We start from the raw sequence: 18,083 nt of genomic DNA on the forward strand, positions 1-18,083 counted from the left end.
GTACTAATTCCTTTTCCTGTGCTATAGTTATACGGATAGAGTAGAAAAGGAACTGTTGCATAAATGCACATCCATGAATAAATATGCATCTGATCTTACAGGCATACTTATTCAGGGTGGGTGTGTCCCGCACCAGCCCCTGTAAATATTTATACCAGGAGGGAATTATGTATAAGATTCTGAGAGCAGAAAAACTGTCTTCCAATGTTTTCCTTATGGATGTGGAAGCACCTCGGGTAGCAAAGCATTGCCTGCCGGGGCAGTTTGTGATCGTTAAGATGGACGAAGTAGGCGAGAGGATTCCGCTTACCATCTGCGACTATGATTCTGAGAAGGGAACTGTGACTATCGTATTCCAGCCCATTGGAGCATCTACCACAAAGATGTCAGAGCTGAAAGCAGGAGACGCTTTTGAAGATTTTGTAGGACCACTTGGCCAGCCGTCTGAGTTTGTCCATGAGGACATTGAAGAACTTAAGAAAAAACGTATTGTATTTGTTGCCGGTGGTGTTGGTACAGCACCTGTTTATCCACAGGTTAAATGGCTCCATGAGCATGGTATCACTGCGGATGCTATCGTAGGAGCAAAGACAAAAGATCTTCTTATCCTTGAAGACGAAATGAAGAAGGTATGTAACCTTTACATAACAACAGATGATGGATCCTATGTACGCAAAGGTATGGGTACAGACGTACTCCGTGACCTTGTGCAGAACCAGGGCAAACAGTATGATGTATGTGTTGCCATCGGACCTATGATCATGATGAAATTCGTATGTCTTCTTACAAAAGAACTGAATATTCCTACTGTTGTCAGCATGAACCCGATCATGGTAGACGGTACCGGTATGTGCGGAGCCTGTCGTCTGATCGTTGATGGCGAAGTGAAGTTTGCATGTGTGGACGGACCTGAGTTTGACGGCCACAAGGTTGATTTTGACCTTGCCATGAAGAGAATGCAGATGTATAAGACAGAAGAAGGCCGTGCCCTTCTGAAGCTGAAAGAGGGAGATACCCATCACGGCGGATGCGGCCATTGCGGAGGTGACAAATAATGGGAGACGTATTAAAGAAAGTACCAGTCAGAGAGCAGCAGCCTAAGGTTCGTGCAACCAACTTTGACGAAGTATGCCTGGGTTATAATAAAGAAGAAGCAATGGAAGAGGCAGAGCGCTGCCTGAATTGTAAAAAAGCAAAATGCGTTGAGGGATGCCCTGTATCCATTAACATTCCTGCATTTGTACATGAAGTTAAAGAAGGCAATTTTGAAAAAGCATATCAGATCATCAGTGAGTCCAGTGCCCTCCCTGCAGTGTGCGGCCGTGTATGTCCGCAGGAGACACAGTGCGAGGGTCAGTGTATCCGCGGCAAAAAGGGTGAAGCTGTTTCCATTGGTAAGCTGGAGCGTTTTGTTGCTGACTGGGCAAAAGAGAATGGTATTAAGCCGGCAGCTGCAAAAGAGAAAAATGGTCATAAGGTAGCAGTGATCGGTTCTGGTCCATCCGGACTTACCTGTGCTGGAGACCTTGCAAAGCTTGGCTATGATGTAACTATCTTCGAGGCTCTTCACAAAGCAGGCGGTGTTCTTGTTTATGGTATTCCTGAGTTCCGTCTTCCTAAGGACAAAGTAGTTGCTGCAGAGGTTGAGAATGTTAAATCTCTTGGCGTTAAGATCGAGACAAATGTAATCATCGGCAAATCCGTTACCATCGATGAACTGTTACAGGATGAAGGCTTTGAGGCTGTATTTATCGGATCCGGTGCTGGTCTTCCTATGTTCATGGGTATTCCGGGAGAGCAGGCCAACGGCGTATTCTCTGCAAATGAGTTCCTGACCCGTAACAACCTTATGAAAGCATTCCGTGAGGATTATGATACACCTATCGCACATGGCAAGAAGGTTGCTGTTGTAGGCGGTGGTAATGTTGCAATGGATGCAGCCAGAACAGCACTTCGTCTTGGAGCTGAGGTACATATTATTTACAGACGTTCTGAGGCAGAGCTTCCTGCCAGAGCAGAGGAAGTACATCATGCAAAAGAGGAAGGCGTAAACTTCAATCTTCTTTGCAATCCTGTTGAGATCCTTACAGATGACAAAGACTGGGTAACCGGTATTAAATGCATCCGTATGGAATTGGGTGAGCCTGATGCATCCGGCAGAAGACGTCCGGTAGAGATCCCTGGCTCTGAGTTTACAATTGATGTAGACACAGTGATCATGTCTCTTGGAACAAGCCCGAACCCGCTGATCTCTTCCACTACCATTGGTCTGGATATTAATAAGAGAAAATGTATTATCGCTGACGAGGAGTTCGGCAAGACCTCCAAAGAGGGCGTATATGCAGGCGGTGATGCTGTAACAGGCGCTGCAACCGTTATCCTTGCTATGGGTGCAGGTAAGGCAGGCGCAAGAGGAATTGACGAATATATCAAGTCCAAATATGCCAAATAAATAATAATCAATCGATAATAATCAATAAAAAGAAAGCCGGTGGAAGGTAGATCCTTTCATCGGCTTTTGCAGTGCGCCTTGCGGCGCACGTTTCTTTATAAGTGATGATTTACGTGAAAAACAGATCATTCCTGCACCAGAACACAGGCACAGTACCCATCCGTAGGCTGATAACAGTAAACATTCATGGACTTCTCCGGATCAGCTCCAATATCACGGATCACATGCTGTCCGCCATTTAAGGCAACATCTGCATAAGTGATCAGCCATTTCTTATCGCCATTGGAAAAAATCTCATAAAATGAGTGGCCGATCATTGCCTCAGATGAAAAACTTGTAAGGGTAGACATGGCCTTGTTGCAGTAGCGGAAAATAAAATCAATCCCCTTTCCTGCCTTGTCAAATACCAGCTCGATCACACAGTAGGGCAGGGGAAGATCGTCTAAAAGGCTGCATTTTTCCAAAAGTCCCATAGGGGGATAAAAGTTACCTTCTGCATCTGCTACATGCAGTGCAAGAGCAGCGCGCCGGTTCTTGTGTTCACTGAGATAACGCTTTCTGCCCTGGATGGTCTTGCCGTCTGTCATGGTATATACTCCTGAATTAGAGATATCTAAGATCTGCTTGACTGCAACGATCACGCCTTTCTGAATGCTGACAAAATCCTTCTCCGGGAGCATTGTCATGATCTCTTTCATAGGAATGCTGGTAGAAATCTTCTGATTATCCATAAAATATATAACACTTCTTTTGTCTTCTCGTACAATGTATTTGATAGTATCCGGTATAATATTACGGGAACGAAAAAGATACTGAACTCTGCTCATAATTGCCTCCACACATATTGTCATAAGTTGCATTAAGCATAACATAATATGCATAAAAATACAATCAAAAGACTTAAAATAAAATAATAAAATGAAAATGCAGCGAGAAATGTAAATAAACAGCATTAATGCTATGCATATAATCTTTGTCTATGAAGACGGAATGAGAATAAAACACATTTAAAATAAAAAGAAACACAAAAAACACCCTTGCAGGCATAATTCTGCAAGGGTGTTGATTCAATGACTTGTTTTAAGATTTATTTAAATAATAATATCATCAATCAGTTTAGTATGATTCAGTATAGCATTTGAATTCGGCAAAATCAAGGGGAGTGATGTTAATGACTTGTTTTTGACGATGAATGACTTGTTTTCTTGCCTACTGAAAGTTGTGTATTGCGAAATTAAGTTCGATATGCTATTATCACGTTAGCAGTATATAATATATATAAGCACACGCTAACAATATGAAAGAGGTACGAACAAATGAAGAAGAAAATAGCACTCCTTGGAGCTGTGGCATTGCTTGTCAGTTCTTTTGATCAGGGGCTGCTTCTGGCAGCAGAACAGGAAACAGATACACAGCTGGTTGATGTACAGGATGAAGAGATTTTTACAGATGATTCAGAAGCATCCGCATCTGTTGATACAATACAGTTTTCTGATCAGGATGAGCCGTCTGTAAAAGAGCAGCCTGACGGCCCTGAAGAAACAGTATTTGAAGATAGTGATTCAGATCTTTTCAGTTCAGGGGAAGCTTCTTTGGAGTTGAAAACACCACCCAATTTTACTGGTATTGTAGATGGTTCCGGATATAATGACAGTCAGGTATTATATGCTGGAGAATCCGGATATGTGGATGGGATCAGCAAGATACTTGTAAATGGCAAGGAATGGAGAAAAACAGATTCTAAACTTGGTCTTTTTTCGTCTGAAGCTTATTATCTGGTTCCGTCCGAAAATAAAATATATTTTGATGGAAGTGGAAGCGGCATGCTGAAAAGCGGTGATCTGATCACCATTTCCAATCTGCAGTATAAAGATCTTGTGCTCCAGGTAAAAGGGCAGGGAAATACTTTTGGGGTAGTTGTTTATGATGCACAGGCGGGTAATGACAAGGAAGGTCCTTCAGATGGAGAAAATACTTTGTTTGTCAGATTGGTAGGCAGCTTTGAAGGAGCACTGACAGGACAGCAGAAATACGATGCGATCAGTGGCGCATCTACCTCAGTTTCCTCCAATAAAAACAGTAATGTGGAGGTTCAGGCTGCCATCCTTCCAGATGGAAATGAGCCTGCAGAAGATGACTGGAAGCCTCTTAGCACTGTTGTAAGTGTTAATTCTAAAAGAACAAAGGTTAATATTGATACAGATTTCTGCGGAATGTCTGGTGTGTATTCTATCTGGGACAGTTCTCTTTCCTTAAGCGGTGTACCGGATAAAGTAGGTACCTATCCGGTAAGTGTAACAGTTACAGATGAAACAGGCAGAACTGCAGTAAGTAATGAATTATATTTTAAAATATTTGCAAGAAATGAAAAGCTGGAGGATTATCTGAAACTGGAAAACGCAGTACAGACAGCTGATGGAAAATATATGTATGATATGGAGCCATGGGCTATTCCAAATTTCGGAGGAACAAATGAAACTGTAACGGTACCAACACAGATCAAGGCATGGTACGGCTCCCATACAAGTGGTACATATGGAGAACTGGGATATTCAGTGGAAAAGGATCCTGTACAGACACTGATCGTTCCCAATGGATGTACATTGACCATGGTAAATATGAAAATCCTAAGCAGTGTGAAGATTCTGGTTGAAAATGGTGGCATGCTGAATCTTCGGGATTCTTCTCTTCATGGACAGGTAGAAGTGATGGATGGAGGAAGGCTTTCTGTTAACTACGATGATTATTCCGGGAAATTCCTTACAGGAACTTCTATTAATGGACAGATCATCCTTGATACAGGCGGAATCCTGGAAAACTCCATCATCTATTCAAATACAAACTTTCTCGCTAACGGCAGCTGGATACGTCAGAATATTTCACCTGTAATACAGGTAAATGGGAATGGGGTGATCCGGGGAGAGGTTTATGTACGTGGAGATGACGCTCCAACAGGAACAGATCCCGCTACAAAGAAAAGCTACAGCGGACAGCCTGCCATAAAGGTATCCTCCGGAAGTCTGAACATTGAGAAGAATAGTGTGTTGGCTGTATTTGGCGGCGGAAAGATCGCTACCACTTCGGTAGGTGGAAATGCGCTGATCCTGGAAAATAGTCAGGTAACAGGAGAAGGCAAGCTGATCGCTGTAGGAGGAACAGGCCACAGTGATCAGGGTGGCCATGGAGTTGCGGGAAACGGCACCATTAATACGAAAGAAGCATATCTGGAAGGCGGCGCAAGCCAGATGCCGGGAAACAGCAGTGTTACAGCAGGTGCAGCTTATACAGAAGGGATTTTGGTGGGTAATGGTGTCCGCCTAAAAGCTGTGCAGGGAAAAAGAATCACTACTAATTATGACAGTGTAGGGGAAACCTATTGGCGTGATACTACCCAGAAGCCGGATCTGAAGCTTTATGAGATCACAGATACACCACAGCCTACCAGTGCACCACAGCCTACCAGTGTGCCACAGCCTACCAGTGCGCCACAGCCTACCAGTGCGCCACAGCCTACCAGTGTGCCACAGCCTACTACAGTCCCGCAGCCATCTGATAAATCACAATCAGCTATTGCGCCAGATAAAGGCCAGACTAATGAAGGAATACAGGGGCAGGAAGGAACTTCCGGGGCAAACTTTAAGCCTGTGATCCGTGTAAATGTAAAAACTGTTCCGTTAAAAGTAGGGCAGTCCACAAACAAGGTAAAGGTTACATATGCAAAAGGAGATTCTGTAAAATCTTGGAAATCCAGCAATAAAAAAGTTGTTACAGTCAATAAAAAGGGCATTCTGAAAGCAGGGAAAAAGACCGGGAAAGCAACAGTAACCGTAACATTGAATAGTGGACTTCAGGCAAAGATTCAGGTGAAAGTGCAGGAAAATCCAGTGCAAACAGCAAGTATCCGCATATCGAAAAAGAATCTACTTATAAAGAAAGGTTTTAGACACAAACTAACACCTGTGATCTTGCCGATTACTTCCAGGGAAACAGTAAAATATATCTCCTCGTCCACATCAGTGGTAAGAGTAAGCAAATCTGGAGTGATCACAGCCAGAAAAACAGGAAAAGCAAGGATTACTATACGTTCTGGAAAGAAAAAAGCAGTGATTTATGTGACAGTGAAAAAGTAAACGATAATTATGATTGTGGCGGTGATAACCAGTACCCCATTCCGTTATTTTTTATATAATATGCTAAAATTAATTTATTGCTGTGAAGAGGAAAAATAACAGCTAAAAATTTGCCTAATTTTTCAAGATTTAATTGCACTTCTTTTATACATTTGTTATAATAAAACGGAAAAGAAGAATTTTAATAAAGAATCGTGATGAGAATCTGTATGGAGACTGCAGTTTGCAGACCTGTATGTCTTGGAAGATTTGGACATGAGAAAGGGAGTAACCATGAATTTAGGAATCATCGCACATAATAGTAAAAAAGTTTTGATCGAAGATTTTTGCATCGCCTACAAGAATATCCTGGCAAAGCATGAAGTATATGCTACAGGCACTACAGGCCGCAGGATCGAGGAGGCTACCAGCCTTCATGTACACAAATTCCTGGCAGGAAGCATTGGCGGTGACAAGCAGTTTATGGAGATGGTAGAGCGCCAGGATCTGGATATGGTCATTCTGTTCTACAATCCTGTTATGATCGATCCAAAGGAACCGGATATCACAGCTATTGTGAGACGCTGCGACCAGTACAATATCCCTGTTGCTACCAATATCGCTACAGCAGAGCTTCTGATCCTTGGACTTGCAAGAGGCGATCTGGATTGGAGACTGAATCTGAAATGAGAGTGATCGCAGGAAAGGCAAGACGTTTAAACTTAAAAACAGTACCTGGGATGGAGACCCGTCCTACTACAGACCGTATCAAAGAGACTCTTTTCAATATGCTGCAGCCTGAGATCCCGGATTGCCGTTTTCTTGATCTGTTCAGCGGCAGTGGAGCCATTGGCATAGAAGCACTGAGCCGTGGCGCAGCATTTGCAGTCTTTGTTGAAAAGAACCCTAAGGCTTGTGCATGCATCAGGGAAAATCTTTCATTTACAAAACTTGCAGATAGTGGTAAACTGCTTTCCATGGATGTGCTGCAGGCATTACGCTCCCTGGAAGGCGGAGAGAGTTTTGACTGCATTTTTATGGATCCGCCTTACAGACAGGATCTGGAGCAGCAGGTTCTGGCTTATCTTGCAGATAGCAGTCTTGTAGATGAGCATACGCTGATCATTGTGGAGGCTGATCTGGATACTGATTTTGATTATCTTGATTCCATGGGATTTGCACAGCTGCGTTCCAAGGAATATAAGACCAATAAGCATGTATTCATAACCAGAAAAGAGAACTGAACACATCTGTAAATCCTGAAGAGAGTGAGAGAACATCATACATGGTAGTTGCAGTTTATCCGGGAAGCTTTGACCCGGCAACTTATGGGCATCTGGATGTGATTCAGAGAGCCAGTGTTTCCTTTGACAAAGTGATCGTGGGAGTTTTGCATAATTCTGCAAAAAGTCCGTTGTTTTCTGTAGAAGAACGTGTTAATATACTAGAAAAGGCTACGGAACATATCTCAAATGTTGTTATTAAGCCTTTTAACGGACTTTCCGTTAATTTTGCCAGAGAAAATAAGGCACAGGTCATCGTTCGCGGGCTTCGGGCTGTTACGGATTTTGAGTATGAGCTTCAGATGGCACAGACCAATCGTGTGCTTGCACCGGATGTGGATACAGTATTTCTGACCACCAGTCTGGAGTATGCATATTTAAGTTCTACGATTATGAAGGAAGTGGCCATGTTCGACGGGGATATCAGCAAGTTTGCCCCTCCTCAGATCACAGAGGCAGTAAGAGCGAAGATGTACCAGTTAAGAAATAGAGAAAAATAAGGAGAGTGTACTATGAGCAGCAGAATTGAACAGATCATTGAAGAGATTGAAGAGTATGTAGACAGTTGTAAATACCAGCCTCTTTCTACAACCAAGATCGTTGTCAATAAAGAGGAGATCGAAGAACTTCTTCGTGAACTCAGACTGAAGACTCCGGATGAGATCAAACGTTACCAGAAGATCATCAGCAATAAAGATGCTATTCTGGAGGATGCACAGTCTAAGGCAGATGCACTGATTGCAGATGCACAGGCAAAAGCACAGGAGCTTGTTACCCAGCATGAGATCATGCAGAAGGCATATGCTCAGGCTAACGAGACCATTAATGCAGCGAACCGCCAGGCACAGGAGATCCTGGATTCTGCTACACAGGACGCTAACAGCATTCGTTTAAGTGCCATTACTTATACAGATGATATGATGGCTAATATCGGTTCTGTACTGAATCAGACCCTGGAAGATGCAGGCGGCAAATATAAAGGATTTCTCGAAGCTCTTCAGAGTTGTCTGGATGTGGTTAATCACAACCGTCAGGAGCTTGCTCCTCAGACAGCACAGGCAGCAGCTATCTCCAATTCCTATCAGGCACCTGAGCAGGAGTCAGAGACACTGGATGACCTTGGAGAAGATCAGTAAATTAAATGGATACGTTTCTTTGCCCACTGTGTCATGTCCCTATCAGGAGGATACAGAGGGTGAGGATTGTACTGAGACATTTGGCAGAGGCGTAAGGGAAGAAAGAAAGTCTTCCATCCAGTACGCTTTTTGTCTGTGCGGCTACGCATAGTCCTCCAAAAGAGGATAAAGTCATTGCTGCCAGGTATATGGTACGTTCAGGCAGGTTTGAGGATGCAATCCTGTTAAGGCCTGTAGTCAGTTCCATGATACATAGCAGGATTTCTTTGAAAGTATCAGGGATAAGAGGACACTGGCTGATGCAAGGGGACAGCACAGAGAAAAGCAGGATATAGCCGCCCAGCCTGGTTATGGTTTCAAATCCATTCATAATACAGACATCCAGAAGGGCTCCGGTGGAGCATGCCTGGGATGTCTTTTTTTCTGCTATTGCATCAGGATCAGGCCACATGTGATCGGTTGCAGTACAGCCTTTGTATACAAAGAATCTGAAAAACAGCATGCAGCAAAGATCTGCCAGAAACAAGGGAATAAGCAGATCTCTCGCAGGGTAACGTCCTTTCAAACAGGTTTGCCCCAGAAAGGTGAGCAAAAAGACCAGACTTGGATTGCTGCAGAAGGTAAGAAGATATTCCCCCTCCTGTCTGCAGATCTTTCCTGAATATGTAAGGTCAGAGGCCAGCTTGGCGCCTACAGGGAATCCCAGCAGCTTTCCGAAAAGGAAGGCATACATTCCCCAGGGGGACAGTCCGAACAGAATTTTGCACAAGCGAATGCCAGGTTTCGGGATTTGACATGAGATCTTTATATTCATCAGCAATCCTGTAAGGATCAGAAAAGGCAGCAAAGTGGGCAACAGAGTATTAAACCACAGGGAAAGTCCATCTCTTGCAGCAAGAATGGCAGTTTCAGGATTTGCCAGCAGGAAAACAAGCAGGAAGCAGATTCCTGCAAAAAACAGTTTTTTTTTCAAGCCCTTACTCCCTTTTTCTTTTAGTATATGGGGGCCGGGGAATGATCATTCATAAATTAAGGAGGTAAGAAAACTATGGCAGTATTAGAGAATTGCAGTCCATCCAGAGTTTTTCATTATTTTGAGGAGATTTGCGGTATTCCACACGGATCCGGGAATACACAGGCCATCAGCGATTATCTTGTTGATTTTGCAAAGGATCACAGCCTTGAATACGTACAGGATCACCTGGGCAATGTGGTGATATACAAAAATGGTACAGCAGGCTATGAACAGTCACCTACAGTGATCCTTCAGGGACATATGGATATGGTGTGTGAGAAACGTGCAGATGTAGCACATGATTTTTTGAAAGACGGTTTGAATCTTTCTGTAACAGAAGATGGATATGTAACTGCTAATGGCACTACCCTTGGTGGAGATGACGGGATTGCTGTAGCCTATGGTCTTGCCCTTCTGGAAAGCCAGGACATTCCCCATCCTCCATTAGAGGTACTGATCACAGTGGATGAGGAAATCGGACTTCTGGGGGCTTTTGATTTCGATTGCAGCGTGCTGAAAGGCCGTAGATTGATCAATCTTGATTCAGAGGCAGAAGGCAGCCTGTGGGTCAGCTGTGCCGGCGGCATGGGAGGATACAGTAGGATTCCTGTAAAGCGGGTAGCAGGTGAAGGAGAAGGTATCAGGGTCCGCATTTTTGGACTTGCTGGCGGACATTCCGGAGCTGAGATTGATAAAAACAGAGCCAATTCCAATATTCTGATGGGAAGAATGCTTTATGAGATGAAGAAGCAGGCAGATTTTGCCATTATTTCCCTGGATGGTGGCACAAAGGACAATGCCATTACAAGAGAATCAGAATTTCAGGTTCTGGCAGCATCGGAAGATGTTCTGAAGATCCAGCAGCTTGCGCAGAGATTTCAGGCTGATCTTCGTAAAGAATACGCAGGCACGGATGAAGGGATTACCATTTCTGCGGAACTTCTTGGCCACATGGAAAAAGAAGTGCTTCATCCGGTCAGTGGTGAAAAGGTAATTTTTTTCCTGATGAACATGCCTTATGGTATCCGCAAGATGAGCGGTTCCATTCCTGGACTTGTAGAAACCTCTTCCAACCCTGGGATCGTTGCCCTTCACAAAGACGAATTTGAATCTGTAAGCAGTGTACGCAGTTCTGTAGGCTCTGCAAAGGATGCATTGTCTGACAAGCTGGAGTATCTGACTGAATTCCTTGGAGGTGAATATGAGATCCAGGGGGCTTATCCTGCCTGGGAGTACAGGGAGGATTCCCCATTAAGAGATAAGATGGTTGCTGCCTATAAAGCACTCTATAAAGAAGAACCAAAGGTTGTAGCTATTCATGCAGGTCTGGAGTGTGGACTCTTCTATGAAAAGATGGAGGGGCTGGACTGTGTATCCATCGGACCGAATATGAAGGATATCCATACTTGTGAGGAGCTTCTTGATATAGCTTCCGTTGAACGTGTATGGAAGTATCTTCTGAAAGCACTGGAAGATCTGAAGGATTGAAAATCAAAGAATCTTAAATCAAAGAATCTCAAATCAGAGAGTTTTAAATCAGAGATTCTGAAAACCTGAGATTCTGAAAAATGCATAAAGCTTTGCCTGTGGGCATACTCTGATAAAGATGGTTTTTCGGAGGTGCAAGGGTGAAGCAAAGACCATGCAGATCATGGATCCTCCTTTTATTTCTGATGCTGTGGATGATGGCACTGATGCTAGTGCTGGAAGAACGAAGCCGTGTGTCCGGGGTCAATGAAAACAGCATCTATCAAGAAGCTTTTCGCAGGCAGAAGATGCCCGCAGGGCTTTATCGGCAGATCATGGAAACAAATTCCGAAGATATGTGGGAGGTATTTACCGCCACTATGATTAGTGGTTCCTTTGCACCGGACAGGATCTATGCAGATTATCAGCCTTTTCTGAAATACAAAAAGAAGGCATACCTGCAGCTGTGCCGAAGTTATCAGGCCATATGGGCAGATCTTAAATGCTTTCCTGTAGCAGGAAAGGATATCTGTTTTGAAGATACCTACGGTGCATCCAGGGAGTATGGTGGATCGCATACCCATGATGGAACGGATTTGTTCGGCTCTGTTACAGAGCCGGGATACTATCCTGTAGTTTCTGCTACGGATGGTGTGGTAGAAAGGACAGGGTGGCTGCCTCTTGGCGGATATCGTATGGGGATCCGTTCTCCTCACGGTGGTTATTTTTATTATGCTCATTTGTCAGAATATGACCACAGCTTCAGAGAAGGAGAACTGGTTCATGCCGGAGATATTTTAGGTTATATGGGGAATACCGGCTATGGGTCCAAAGGTACAAAAGGCAGATTTCCGGTACATCTTCATATGGGAATCTATATAAAGACGCCTAAAGCACAGGAGATGAGTGTAGATCCGTATCATATTCTGAAAATGCTTCAGGAAAGTACAGGCAGATTTGATCTGTAAGATAAGGAAGCAAGGGTATGGCAGTATCATCTGATATAGCCTCCGGCAGGGAGTGCCGAGGTATTCTTAAATTAAGGAGCGGTTTGAATGGAAATACAGTTATGGAGAAGCATTTTATGTCCTTATGAACTGGCTGTCAAAGAACTGACTGTAAAATTCCAGCATATTATAGAAGAACACAGGGAAAATGACAGATATTCCCCTATTGAACAGGTAAGCGGCAGGGTAAAAAGTGTGACCAGCATCCTGGAAAAGATGCAGCGGAAGCAAATCCCTATGGAGCGGATGGAAGAGGAAGTAGAAGACATCGCAGGGGTTCGTATCATCTGTCAGTTTGAAGAGGACATTGAGACGGTGGCGGCCCTGATCCAAAGCCGGACAGATATGACGGTGAAAAGTGAAAAGAATTATCTGAAGCATATTAAGCAAAGCGGATACCGCAGCTATCATCTGATCATTTATTATACTGTGGAGACGTTAGACGGTCCCAAAAGGCTGCAGGCAGAGATACAGATTCGTACTATGGCCATGAATTTCTGGGCAACCATAGAGCATTCCCTGCAGTATAAGTACAAAGGGGATATGCCGCCCCATGTTACGGAGCGGCTTAGCAATGCAGCAGAAGCAATTATTTCCCTTGACAGGGAGATGTCACTGGTGCGAAGCGAGATCATGGATGCACAGAATTCTTCCCAGGTACAGTCTAATCTGGTAAAAGATATCCTGAATAATATTGAGAATCTTTACAGGTTGTCCAATCAGCGTGAAGTCCTCAAAATACAGTCAGAATTTCTTCGTGTGTTTAAGACAAAGGATCTGCGTCAGCTGGAACGTTTTCACAGACAGCTGGATATTATTGCGGAAGGGTATCGTGCCCAGGCCGTATATTTTCAGAATTAAATCACACATAAAGCATATAAGGAGCATCAGATGCAGGATTTTTTACCGGTAACAAGAGAAGAAATGAAAAAAAGAGGGTGGGAACAGGTAGATTTCGTCTATGTAAGTGGCGATGCCTACGTGGACCATCCTTCTTTTGGTGCGGCCATTATCGGACGGCTTCTGGAAAGCAGAGGATATAGGGTGGGGATGATCCCCCAGCCCGACTGGCGCAAGAAAGAAAGTATCCAGGTATTTGGACGTCCCCGGCTTGGATTTCTTGTTACAGCCGGAAACATGGATTCTATGGTCAATCATTATACAGTTTCCAAAAAGCACAGACAAAAGGATGCTTATTCTCCGGGAGGACAGATGGGTCTTCGACCTGACCGGGCAGTGGTAGTATACAGCAACCTGATCCGTCAAAGCTATAAAGACAGTCCTGTGATCCTGGGCGGGATCGAGGCCAGCCTTCGCCGGATGGCTCATTATGATTACTGGGAGAATAAAGTTAAGCACAGTATTCTTATTGACTCTGGGGCAGATTTGATCTCTTATGGTATGGGAGAGCATTCCATCCTGGAGATCGCAGAAGCACTGGATAGCGGGATTCCCATTGAAGAGATCACCTATATTGCAGGCACTGTTTACCGGACAAAGGATCTTTTACGAGCCTATGAGCCTATTATTCTTCCATCTTTTGAAGAGGTTAAAGAAAATAAGGCAGTGTATGCGGAAAGCTTTGCCACCCAGTATAGGAATACAGATCCTTTTACTGCAAAGGCAATGGCAGAAAGCTACGGGAACCGTGGCTATGTGATTCAAAACCCGCCGGCAATGCCTTTATCTACCCAGGAAATGGATGATGTGTATGATCTTCCCTTTACAGGGGAATACCATCCTATGTATAAGAAAAAAGGCGGTATTCCTGCACTGGAGGAAATCAAATTCAGCCTTACCAGCAACAGAGGATGTTTTGGAGGCTGTAATTTCTGTGCCCTTACTTTTCACCAGGGCAGGATCCTTCAGACAAGAAGCCACGATTCCATTATCCGGGAAGCTGTAAAGATGACAAAAGCACCGGATTTTAAAGGTTATATCCATGATGTTGGCGGGCCTACTGCAGATTTTCGTCATCCGTCCTGCAAAAAGCAGCTGACAAAAGGGGTGTGCCAGAACAGGCAGTGTCTTTTCCCTACGCCCTGCAAGAATCTGCAGGCAGATCATAAGGATTATGTGCTTCTTCTCCGGAAGCTTCGGGACATTCCCGGAGTAAAAAAAGTGTTTGTCAGGTCTGGAGTGCGTTTTGATTATGTGCTGGCAGATCCGGATAAAACATTTTTACGGGAGCTGGTAAAATATCATGTAAGCGGACAGCTGCGTGTGGCACCGGAGCATGTGTCGGATCAAGTGCTTCACTACATGGGTAAGCCTTCTCATCAGGTGTACCTGCGCTTCCTGGAAGAATTTGATAAAGCAGATAAACAGGCACAAAAGGATCAGTATGCCATACCTTACTTCATGTCCTCCCATCCTGGGTGTACCATGAAAGAGGCAGTGAAGCTGGCAGAGTATGTAAGGGATCTGGGATATACTCCGGAGCAGGTGCAGGATTTTTATCCTACACCATCTACCCTTTCCACCTGTATGTATTATACAGGGATCCATCCCATTACAAAGGAAAAGGTATATGTACCGAAAAATCCCCATGAAAAAGCCATCCAGCGTGCACTGATGCAGTACAAAAATCCGGCCAACAGGGAGTTGGTGCTGGAGGGACTGAAAATGGCAGGCCGTATGGATCTGGTAGGGTTTGGCCCCAAATGCCTGATAAGGCCTGAAAACAGCAACAGAAAAAAGGAGCAGTTTCATGAAAAAAACAAAAAAACGAAAAAAAATCGAAAAAGGTGAATTTGGCTATTTTAAAAGCGAGAAGAAACGGAGACTGATCCTTACAGCCATTCTTCTTGGCGTGCCTCTTTTTATTTTTGCAACCATGTGGGCATATCATGGAACAAGAAATACCATCTGGACAGTGATCGCAGCAGTAGGATGCCTGCCTGGCTGTAAATCTATGGTAGGACTGATCATGATCTGGATGCGTAAGCCTATGGATTCTGCTCTTTATAAAAAGATTCGAAAACACCAGGGAGATCTGGAAATGGCCTACGAAATGTATATGACTTTTTACGAAAAAAGCGGATATCTGGATGCTTTTGCTGTATGCGGCAACACAGTGGTAGGCTACACCAGTGATCCGGCTGTAGATACTGCTTATATGGAAGAGCATGCCCAGAATATTGTAAGAGGTAATGGATATAAAGTAGATGTAAAGATCCTGAAGGATATCCGGCCATTTCTGGAAAGACTTGATTCCATGAATCTTCATCAGGATTCATTGAGGGAAGGGATCAAATTTCGTCCGGACAGCAAGTATCCGGATCTGAACAGAGATCAGTTGGTAAAGCATACATTGCTTGCACTTTGTCTGTAGGAGCTGCCATGAAGGAATTTAGGATCAGGGAAAATGAAGCAGGGCAAAGATTTGACAAATATTTGGCCAAGCTGTTGGAAGAAGCACCAAAAAGCTTTTTTTATAAAATGATGCGGAAAAAGAACATTACCCTTAATGGAAAAAAAGCCCAGGGCAATGAAATGCTTTGTACCGGAGATATGGTAAAGCTGTTTTTAAGTGATGAAACTTTTGAGAAATTTTCATCCGCAAAACAGGCATCTCATGCAAGAGCCAAGCTTCAGATCATATACGAGGATCAGGATGTATTGTTTATCAATAAACCGGCAGGCATGCTTTCGCAGCCAGCAGGGGATGGTACGCCTTCCCTTGTGGAGTATCTTACAGGCTACCTTTTGGATACAGGGGCATTGAATGCTGCTGATCTGGTTACTTTCAGGCCAGGGGTGTGTAATCGGCTGGACCGGAATACCAGCGGATTGGTGGCGGCAGGTAAAAGCCTTACAGGACTGCAGGACTTATCAGCAATGTTCCATAACAGGAATATGGAAAAGTTTTACCTTTGTCTGGTAGTTGGTGTAATAAAAAATGAAAAATATATTAAAGGATATTTGCATAAAGACGAAAAATGTAATAAAGTAATAATATCTGCTGACAGAACAGAGGATTCCCAGCCAATAAAGACCAGGTACAGACCTGTATGTGACAATGGGAAGTATACGCTTCTGGAAGTAGAACTGATCACAGGACGGACCCATCAGATCCGTGCCCATCTTGCCAGTGAGGGACATCCTGTGGCAGGTGATCAGAAATATGGGGATAAGAAGGCTAACCAATATTTCCGGGACAGATATCAGCTGAAATACCAGCTGCTTCACAGCAGGCGGATAGTATTTCCAAAGGACTGCGGCCGTCTGAAGGCTTTGGAAGGCAGGACTGTAACAGCACCCGTTCCCGGACTTTTTGGGCAAGTGCTTCAGGGAGAGAAAATAGACATAACCAGGAGGAATGAAATATTATGAAAGTGTGGCATGAAATATGGGACTACATAAAAATGATCATTATTGTGGTTGTTGTAGTTCTTTTGATCAACAATGTGGTACTGATCAATGCAAAGATCCCTTCCGCATCCATGGAAAAGACGATCATGACCGGCGACCGGATCTTTGGTTTCCGTCTGGCATATGGTGTGAACCTGGATCTGTTTGGCCATGAGATTTCTAAGAAGGTAAAAGACCCGGAGCGGTTCGATATTGTGATCTTCAAATATCCGGATGATGAAAGCCAGCTGTTCATCAAGCGAGTGATCGGCCTTCCAGGTGAGACTGTGGAGATCAAAGATGGCAAGGTATATATTGACGGTTCAGAAACACCGCTGGATGATTCCTTTATTCCTGAGACCATGAAGGGCAGTTTCGGGCCATATCAGGTTCCGGAGGATTGTTATTTTATGCTGGGTGACAACCGGAATAATTCTAAGGATTCCAGATACTGGAAGAATACTTATGTACGTTTCGATCAGATCGTAGGCAAGGCTGTAATTCGTTATTATCCATCCATTAAGCTAGTACAGTGATTATAAAGTAACCACCATATTGATTTGCCTTAATTTTACTGTACTCGTAGACTATAGGGAGGACAAAAGATGGCAACCTGGAACAGCAGAGGCCTTCGGGGATCCACCCTGGAGGAACTTGTAAACAGGACTAATGAGCAATACAGGGAAAAAGGACTGGCATTGATCCAGAAGATCCCCACCCCCATCACACCTGTGAAGATGGACAAGGACAGCCGCCATATTACATTGGCCTATTTTGACCAGAGAAGTACCGTAGATTATATAGGAGCAGTACAGGGGATCCCTGTCTGCTTCGATGCAAAAGAATGCTGTGCCCATACCTTTCCGCTGGCCAATATCCATCCTCATCAGGTGGCGTTCATGAAGGATTTTGAAAAGCAGGGGGGCATTGCATTCTTTCTTATTTTCTTCAGCTCCAGGGATCTTTTCTATTATTTGCCTTTTCGGGAATTACTGGTTTTCTGGCAGCGGATGGAAGAGGGAGGGCGTAAAAGCTTCCGTGAGGATGAGCTTCGCCAGGAATATTATCTGCCTGTAAAAAGCGGTATTCTTGTTCCTTATCTGGAAGGGATCCAGAAGGATCTGCAATTACGGGATTGACAACCTGCAGAAAATCCTTTATAATCTTGCTTGTTTCGTATAGTAGTATGCTAACATGGTAGCATACTAAAGTACAAAGATTGTAGGAGTGCATATCACGGAATAATCCGTGTAATCATGAT

General features: G+C 44.0%; 17 protein-coding genes. 15 read left to right on the forward strand and 2 right to left on the reverse strand.

The genetic code is table 11. From position 1 onward, the window contains the following. Nucleotides 1-167: 167 nt before the first annotated feature. Complete coding sequence (locus tag G5B11_RS06675; RefSeq protein WP_173727306.1) at nucleotides 168-1,055, forward strand: sulfide/dihydroorotate dehydrogenase-like FAD/NAD-binding protein; 888 nt, start codon at nucleotides 168-170, stop codon at nucleotides 1,053-1,055. After that, entirely contained in the window at nucleotides 1,055-2,452 is a 1,398-nt protein-coding gene (gene gltA / locus G5B11_RS06680) for an NADPH-dependent glutamate synthase (RefSeq protein WP_158420417.1), read from the forward strand. The genes G5B11_RS06675 and gltA overlap by 1 nt, the downstream gene beginning before the upstream one ends. 125 nt (nucleotides 2,453-2,577) lie before the next feature. On the opposite strand, the gene G5B11_RS06685 is transcribed toward gltA, so the two are convergent. Then, complete coding sequence (locus G5B11_RS06685) at nucleotides 2,578-3,279, reverse strand: LytTR family transcriptional regulator DNA-binding domain-containing protein (RefSeq protein WP_173727307.1); 702 nt, start codon at nucleotides 3,277-3,279, stop codon at nucleotides 2,578-2,580. Nucleotides 3,280-3,768: 489 nt separating this feature from the next. On the opposite strand from G5B11_RS06685, the gene G5B11_RS06690 reads away from it, so the two are divergent. The 5 genes from G5B11_RS06690 to G5B11_RS06710 all read left to right on the forward strand — a co-directional run bounded on the left by G5B11_RS06690 (nucleotide 3,769) and on the right by G5B11_RS06710 (nucleotide 8,980). Continuing rightward, nucleotides 3,769-6,582: an Ig-like domain-containing protein gene (locus G5B11_RS06690; protein WP_173727308.1), complete on the forward strand. Its 2,814-nt coding sequence runs from the start codon at nucleotides 3,769-3,771 to the stop codon at nucleotides 6,580-6,582. 273 nt (nucleotides 6,583-6,855) lie between these two features. Then, entirely contained in the window at nucleotides 6,856-7,251 is a 396-nt protein-coding gene (locus tag G5B11_RS06695) for a methylglyoxal synthase (protein WP_158420414.1), read from the forward strand. Further along, the gene (rsmD, locus tag G5B11_RS06700) at nucleotides 7,248-7,805 is read left to right on the forward strand and encodes a 16S rRNA (guanine(966)-N(2))-methyltransferase RsmD (RefSeq protein WP_158420413.1); all 558 of its coding nucleotides are present in this window, start codon (nucleotides 7,248-7,250) and stop codon (nucleotides 7,803-7,805) included. Before G5B11_RS06695 ends, rsmD begins: the two co-directional genes overlap by 4 nt. Before the next feature lie 41 nt (nucleotides 7,806-7,846). Further along, nucleotides 7,847-8,344 (forward strand): pantetheine-phosphate adenylyltransferase, encoded by a 498-nt coding sequence (gene coaD, locus G5B11_RS06705; RefSeq protein WP_173727309.1) that lies wholly within the window; start codon nucleotides 7,847-7,849, stop codon nucleotides 8,342-8,344. A gap of 12 nt (nucleotides 8,345-8,356) precedes the next feature. Continuing rightward, complete coding sequence (locus G5B11_RS06710; RefSeq protein WP_158420411.1) at nucleotides 8,357-8,980, forward strand: ATPase; 624 nt, start codon at nucleotides 8,357-8,359, stop codon at nucleotides 8,978-8,980. A 31-nt stretch (nucleotides 8,981-9,011) separates the two neighbouring features. On the opposite strand, the gene G5B11_RS06715 is transcribed toward G5B11_RS06710, so the two are convergent. Continuing rightward, on the reverse strand, nucleotides 9,012-9,953 hold the full coding sequence (locus tag G5B11_RS06715) for a hypothetical protein (RefSeq protein ID WP_173727310.1): 942 nt from the start codon (nucleotides 9,951-9,953) through the stop codon (nucleotides 9,012-9,014). A gap of 75 nt (nucleotides 9,954-10,028) precedes the next feature. Between G5B11_RS06715 and G5B11_RS06720 the strand changes: the two genes are divergently transcribed. The 8 genes from G5B11_RS06720 (at nucleotide 10,029) to G5B11_RS06755 (ending at nucleotide 17,961) form a co-directional block, all read left to right on the forward strand. Continuing rightward, nucleotides 10,029-11,483: an aminoacyl-histidine dipeptidase gene (locus G5B11_RS06720; protein WP_173727311.1), complete on the forward strand. Its 1,455-nt coding sequence runs from the start codon at nucleotides 10,029-10,031 to the stop codon at nucleotides 11,481-11,483. 140 nt (nucleotides 11,484-11,623) lie between these two features. Further along, entirely contained in the window at nucleotides 11,624-12,430 is an 807-nt protein-coding gene (locus G5B11_RS06725) for a M23 family metallopeptidase (RefSeq protein ID WP_330603088.1), read from the forward strand. A gap of 87 nt (nucleotides 12,431-12,517) precedes the next feature. After that, nucleotides 12,518-13,330 (forward strand): GTP pyrophosphokinase, encoded by an 813-nt coding sequence (locus G5B11_RS06730; RefSeq protein WP_158420408.1) that lies wholly within the window; start codon nucleotides 12,518-12,520, stop codon nucleotides 13,328-13,330. A gap of 30 nt (nucleotides 13,331-13,360) precedes the next feature. Then, nucleotides 13,361-15,220 carry a YgiQ family radical SAM protein gene (locus tag G5B11_RS06735; protein WP_173727312.1) on the forward strand — a complete coding sequence of 620 codons (1,860 nt, stop codon included), beginning with the start codon at nucleotides 13,361-13,363 and terminating at the stop codon, nucleotides 15,218-15,220. Then, nucleotides 15,180-15,803, forward strand: coding sequence for a hypothetical protein (locus tag G5B11_RS06740; protein ID WP_173727313.1), 624 nt, complete (start codon nucleotides 15,180-15,182; stop codon nucleotides 15,801-15,803). The genes G5B11_RS06735 and G5B11_RS06740 overlap by 41 nt, the downstream gene beginning before the upstream one ends. Nucleotides 15,804-15,811: 8 nt before the next feature. Then, nucleotides 15,812-16,804: an RluA family pseudouridine synthase gene (locus G5B11_RS06745; RefSeq protein WP_173727314.1), complete on the forward strand. Its 993-nt coding sequence runs from the start codon at nucleotides 15,812-15,814 to the stop codon at nucleotides 16,802-16,804. Beyond that, nucleotides 16,801-17,358, forward strand: coding sequence for a signal peptidase I (gene lepB, locus G5B11_RS06750; RefSeq protein ID WP_158420404.1), 558 nt, complete (start codon nucleotides 16,801-16,803; stop codon nucleotides 17,356-17,358). Before G5B11_RS06745 ends, lepB begins: the two co-directional genes overlap by 4 nt. Nucleotides 17,359-17,427: 69 nt before the next feature. Further along, nucleotides 17,428-17,961, forward strand: coding sequence for a Holliday junction resolvase RecU (locus G5B11_RS06755; RefSeq protein ID WP_158420403.1), 534 nt, complete (start codon nucleotides 17,428-17,430; stop codon nucleotides 17,959-17,961). Nucleotides 17,962-18,083 lie beyond the last annotated feature (122 nt).

This window comes from Blautia glucerasea, from assembly GCF_013304385.1.
GTDB lineage: Bacteria > Bacillota > Clostridia > Lachnospirales > Lachnospiraceae > Blautia_A > Blautia_A ammoniilytica.

Bases quoted from the DNA above. Each gene is read 5' to 3' on its own strand.
- G5B11_RS06675 (WP_173727306.1), top strand. From the start codon at position 168: ATGTATAAGATTCTGAGAGCAGAAAAACTGTCTTCCAATGTTTTCCTT.
- gltA (WP_158420417.1), top strand. From the start codon at position 1,055: ATGGGAGACGTATTAAAGAAAGTACCAGTCAGAGAGCAGCAGCCTAAG.
- G5B11_RS06685 (WP_173727307.1), bottom strand. From the start codon at position 3,279: ATGAGCAGAGTTCAGTATCTTTTTCGTTCCCGTAATATTATACCGGAT.
- G5B11_RS06690 (WP_173727308.1), top strand. From the start codon at position 3,769: ATGAAGAAGAAAATAGCACTCCTTGGAGCTGTGGCATTGCTTGTCAGT.
- G5B11_RS06695 (WP_158420414.1), top strand. From the start codon at position 6,856: ATGAATTTAGGAATCATCGCACATAATAGTAAAAAAGTTTTGATCGAA.
- rsmD (WP_158420413.1), top strand. From the start codon at position 7,248: ATGAGAGTGATCGCAGGAAAGGCAAGACGTTTAAACTTAAAAACAGTA.
- coaD (WP_173727309.1), top strand. From the start codon at position 7,847: ATGGTAGTTGCAGTTTATCCGGGAAGCTTTGACCCGGCAACTTATGGG.
- G5B11_RS06710 (WP_158420411.1), top strand. From the start codon at position 8,357: ATGAGCAGCAGAATTGAACAGATCATTGAAGAGATTGAAGAGTATGTA.
- G5B11_RS06720 (WP_173727311.1), top strand. From the start codon at position 10,029: ATGGCAGTATTAGAGAATTGCAGTCCATCCAGAGTTTTTCATTATTTT.
- G5B11_RS06730 (WP_158420408.1), top strand. From the start codon at position 12,518: ATGGAAATACAGTTATGGAGAAGCATTTTATGTCCTTATGAACTGGCT.
- G5B11_RS06735 (WP_173727312.1), top strand. From the start codon at position 13,361: ATGCAGGATTTTTTACCGGTAACAAGAGAAGAAATGAAAAAAAGAGGG.
- G5B11_RS06740 (WP_173727313.1), top strand. From the start codon at position 15,180: ATGAAAAAAACAAAAAAACGAAAAAAAATCGAAAAAGGTGAATTTGGC.
- G5B11_RS06745 (WP_173727314.1), top strand. From the start codon at position 15,812: ATGAAGGAATTTAGGATCAGGGAAAATGAAGCAGGGCAAAGATTTGAC.
- lepB (WP_158420404.1), top strand. From the start codon at position 16,801: ATGAAAGTGTGGCATGAAATATGGGACTACATAAAAATGATCATTATT.
- G5B11_RS06755 (WP_158420403.1), top strand. From the start codon at position 17,428: ATGGCAACCTGGAACAGCAGAGGCCTTCGGGGATCCACCCTGGAGGAA.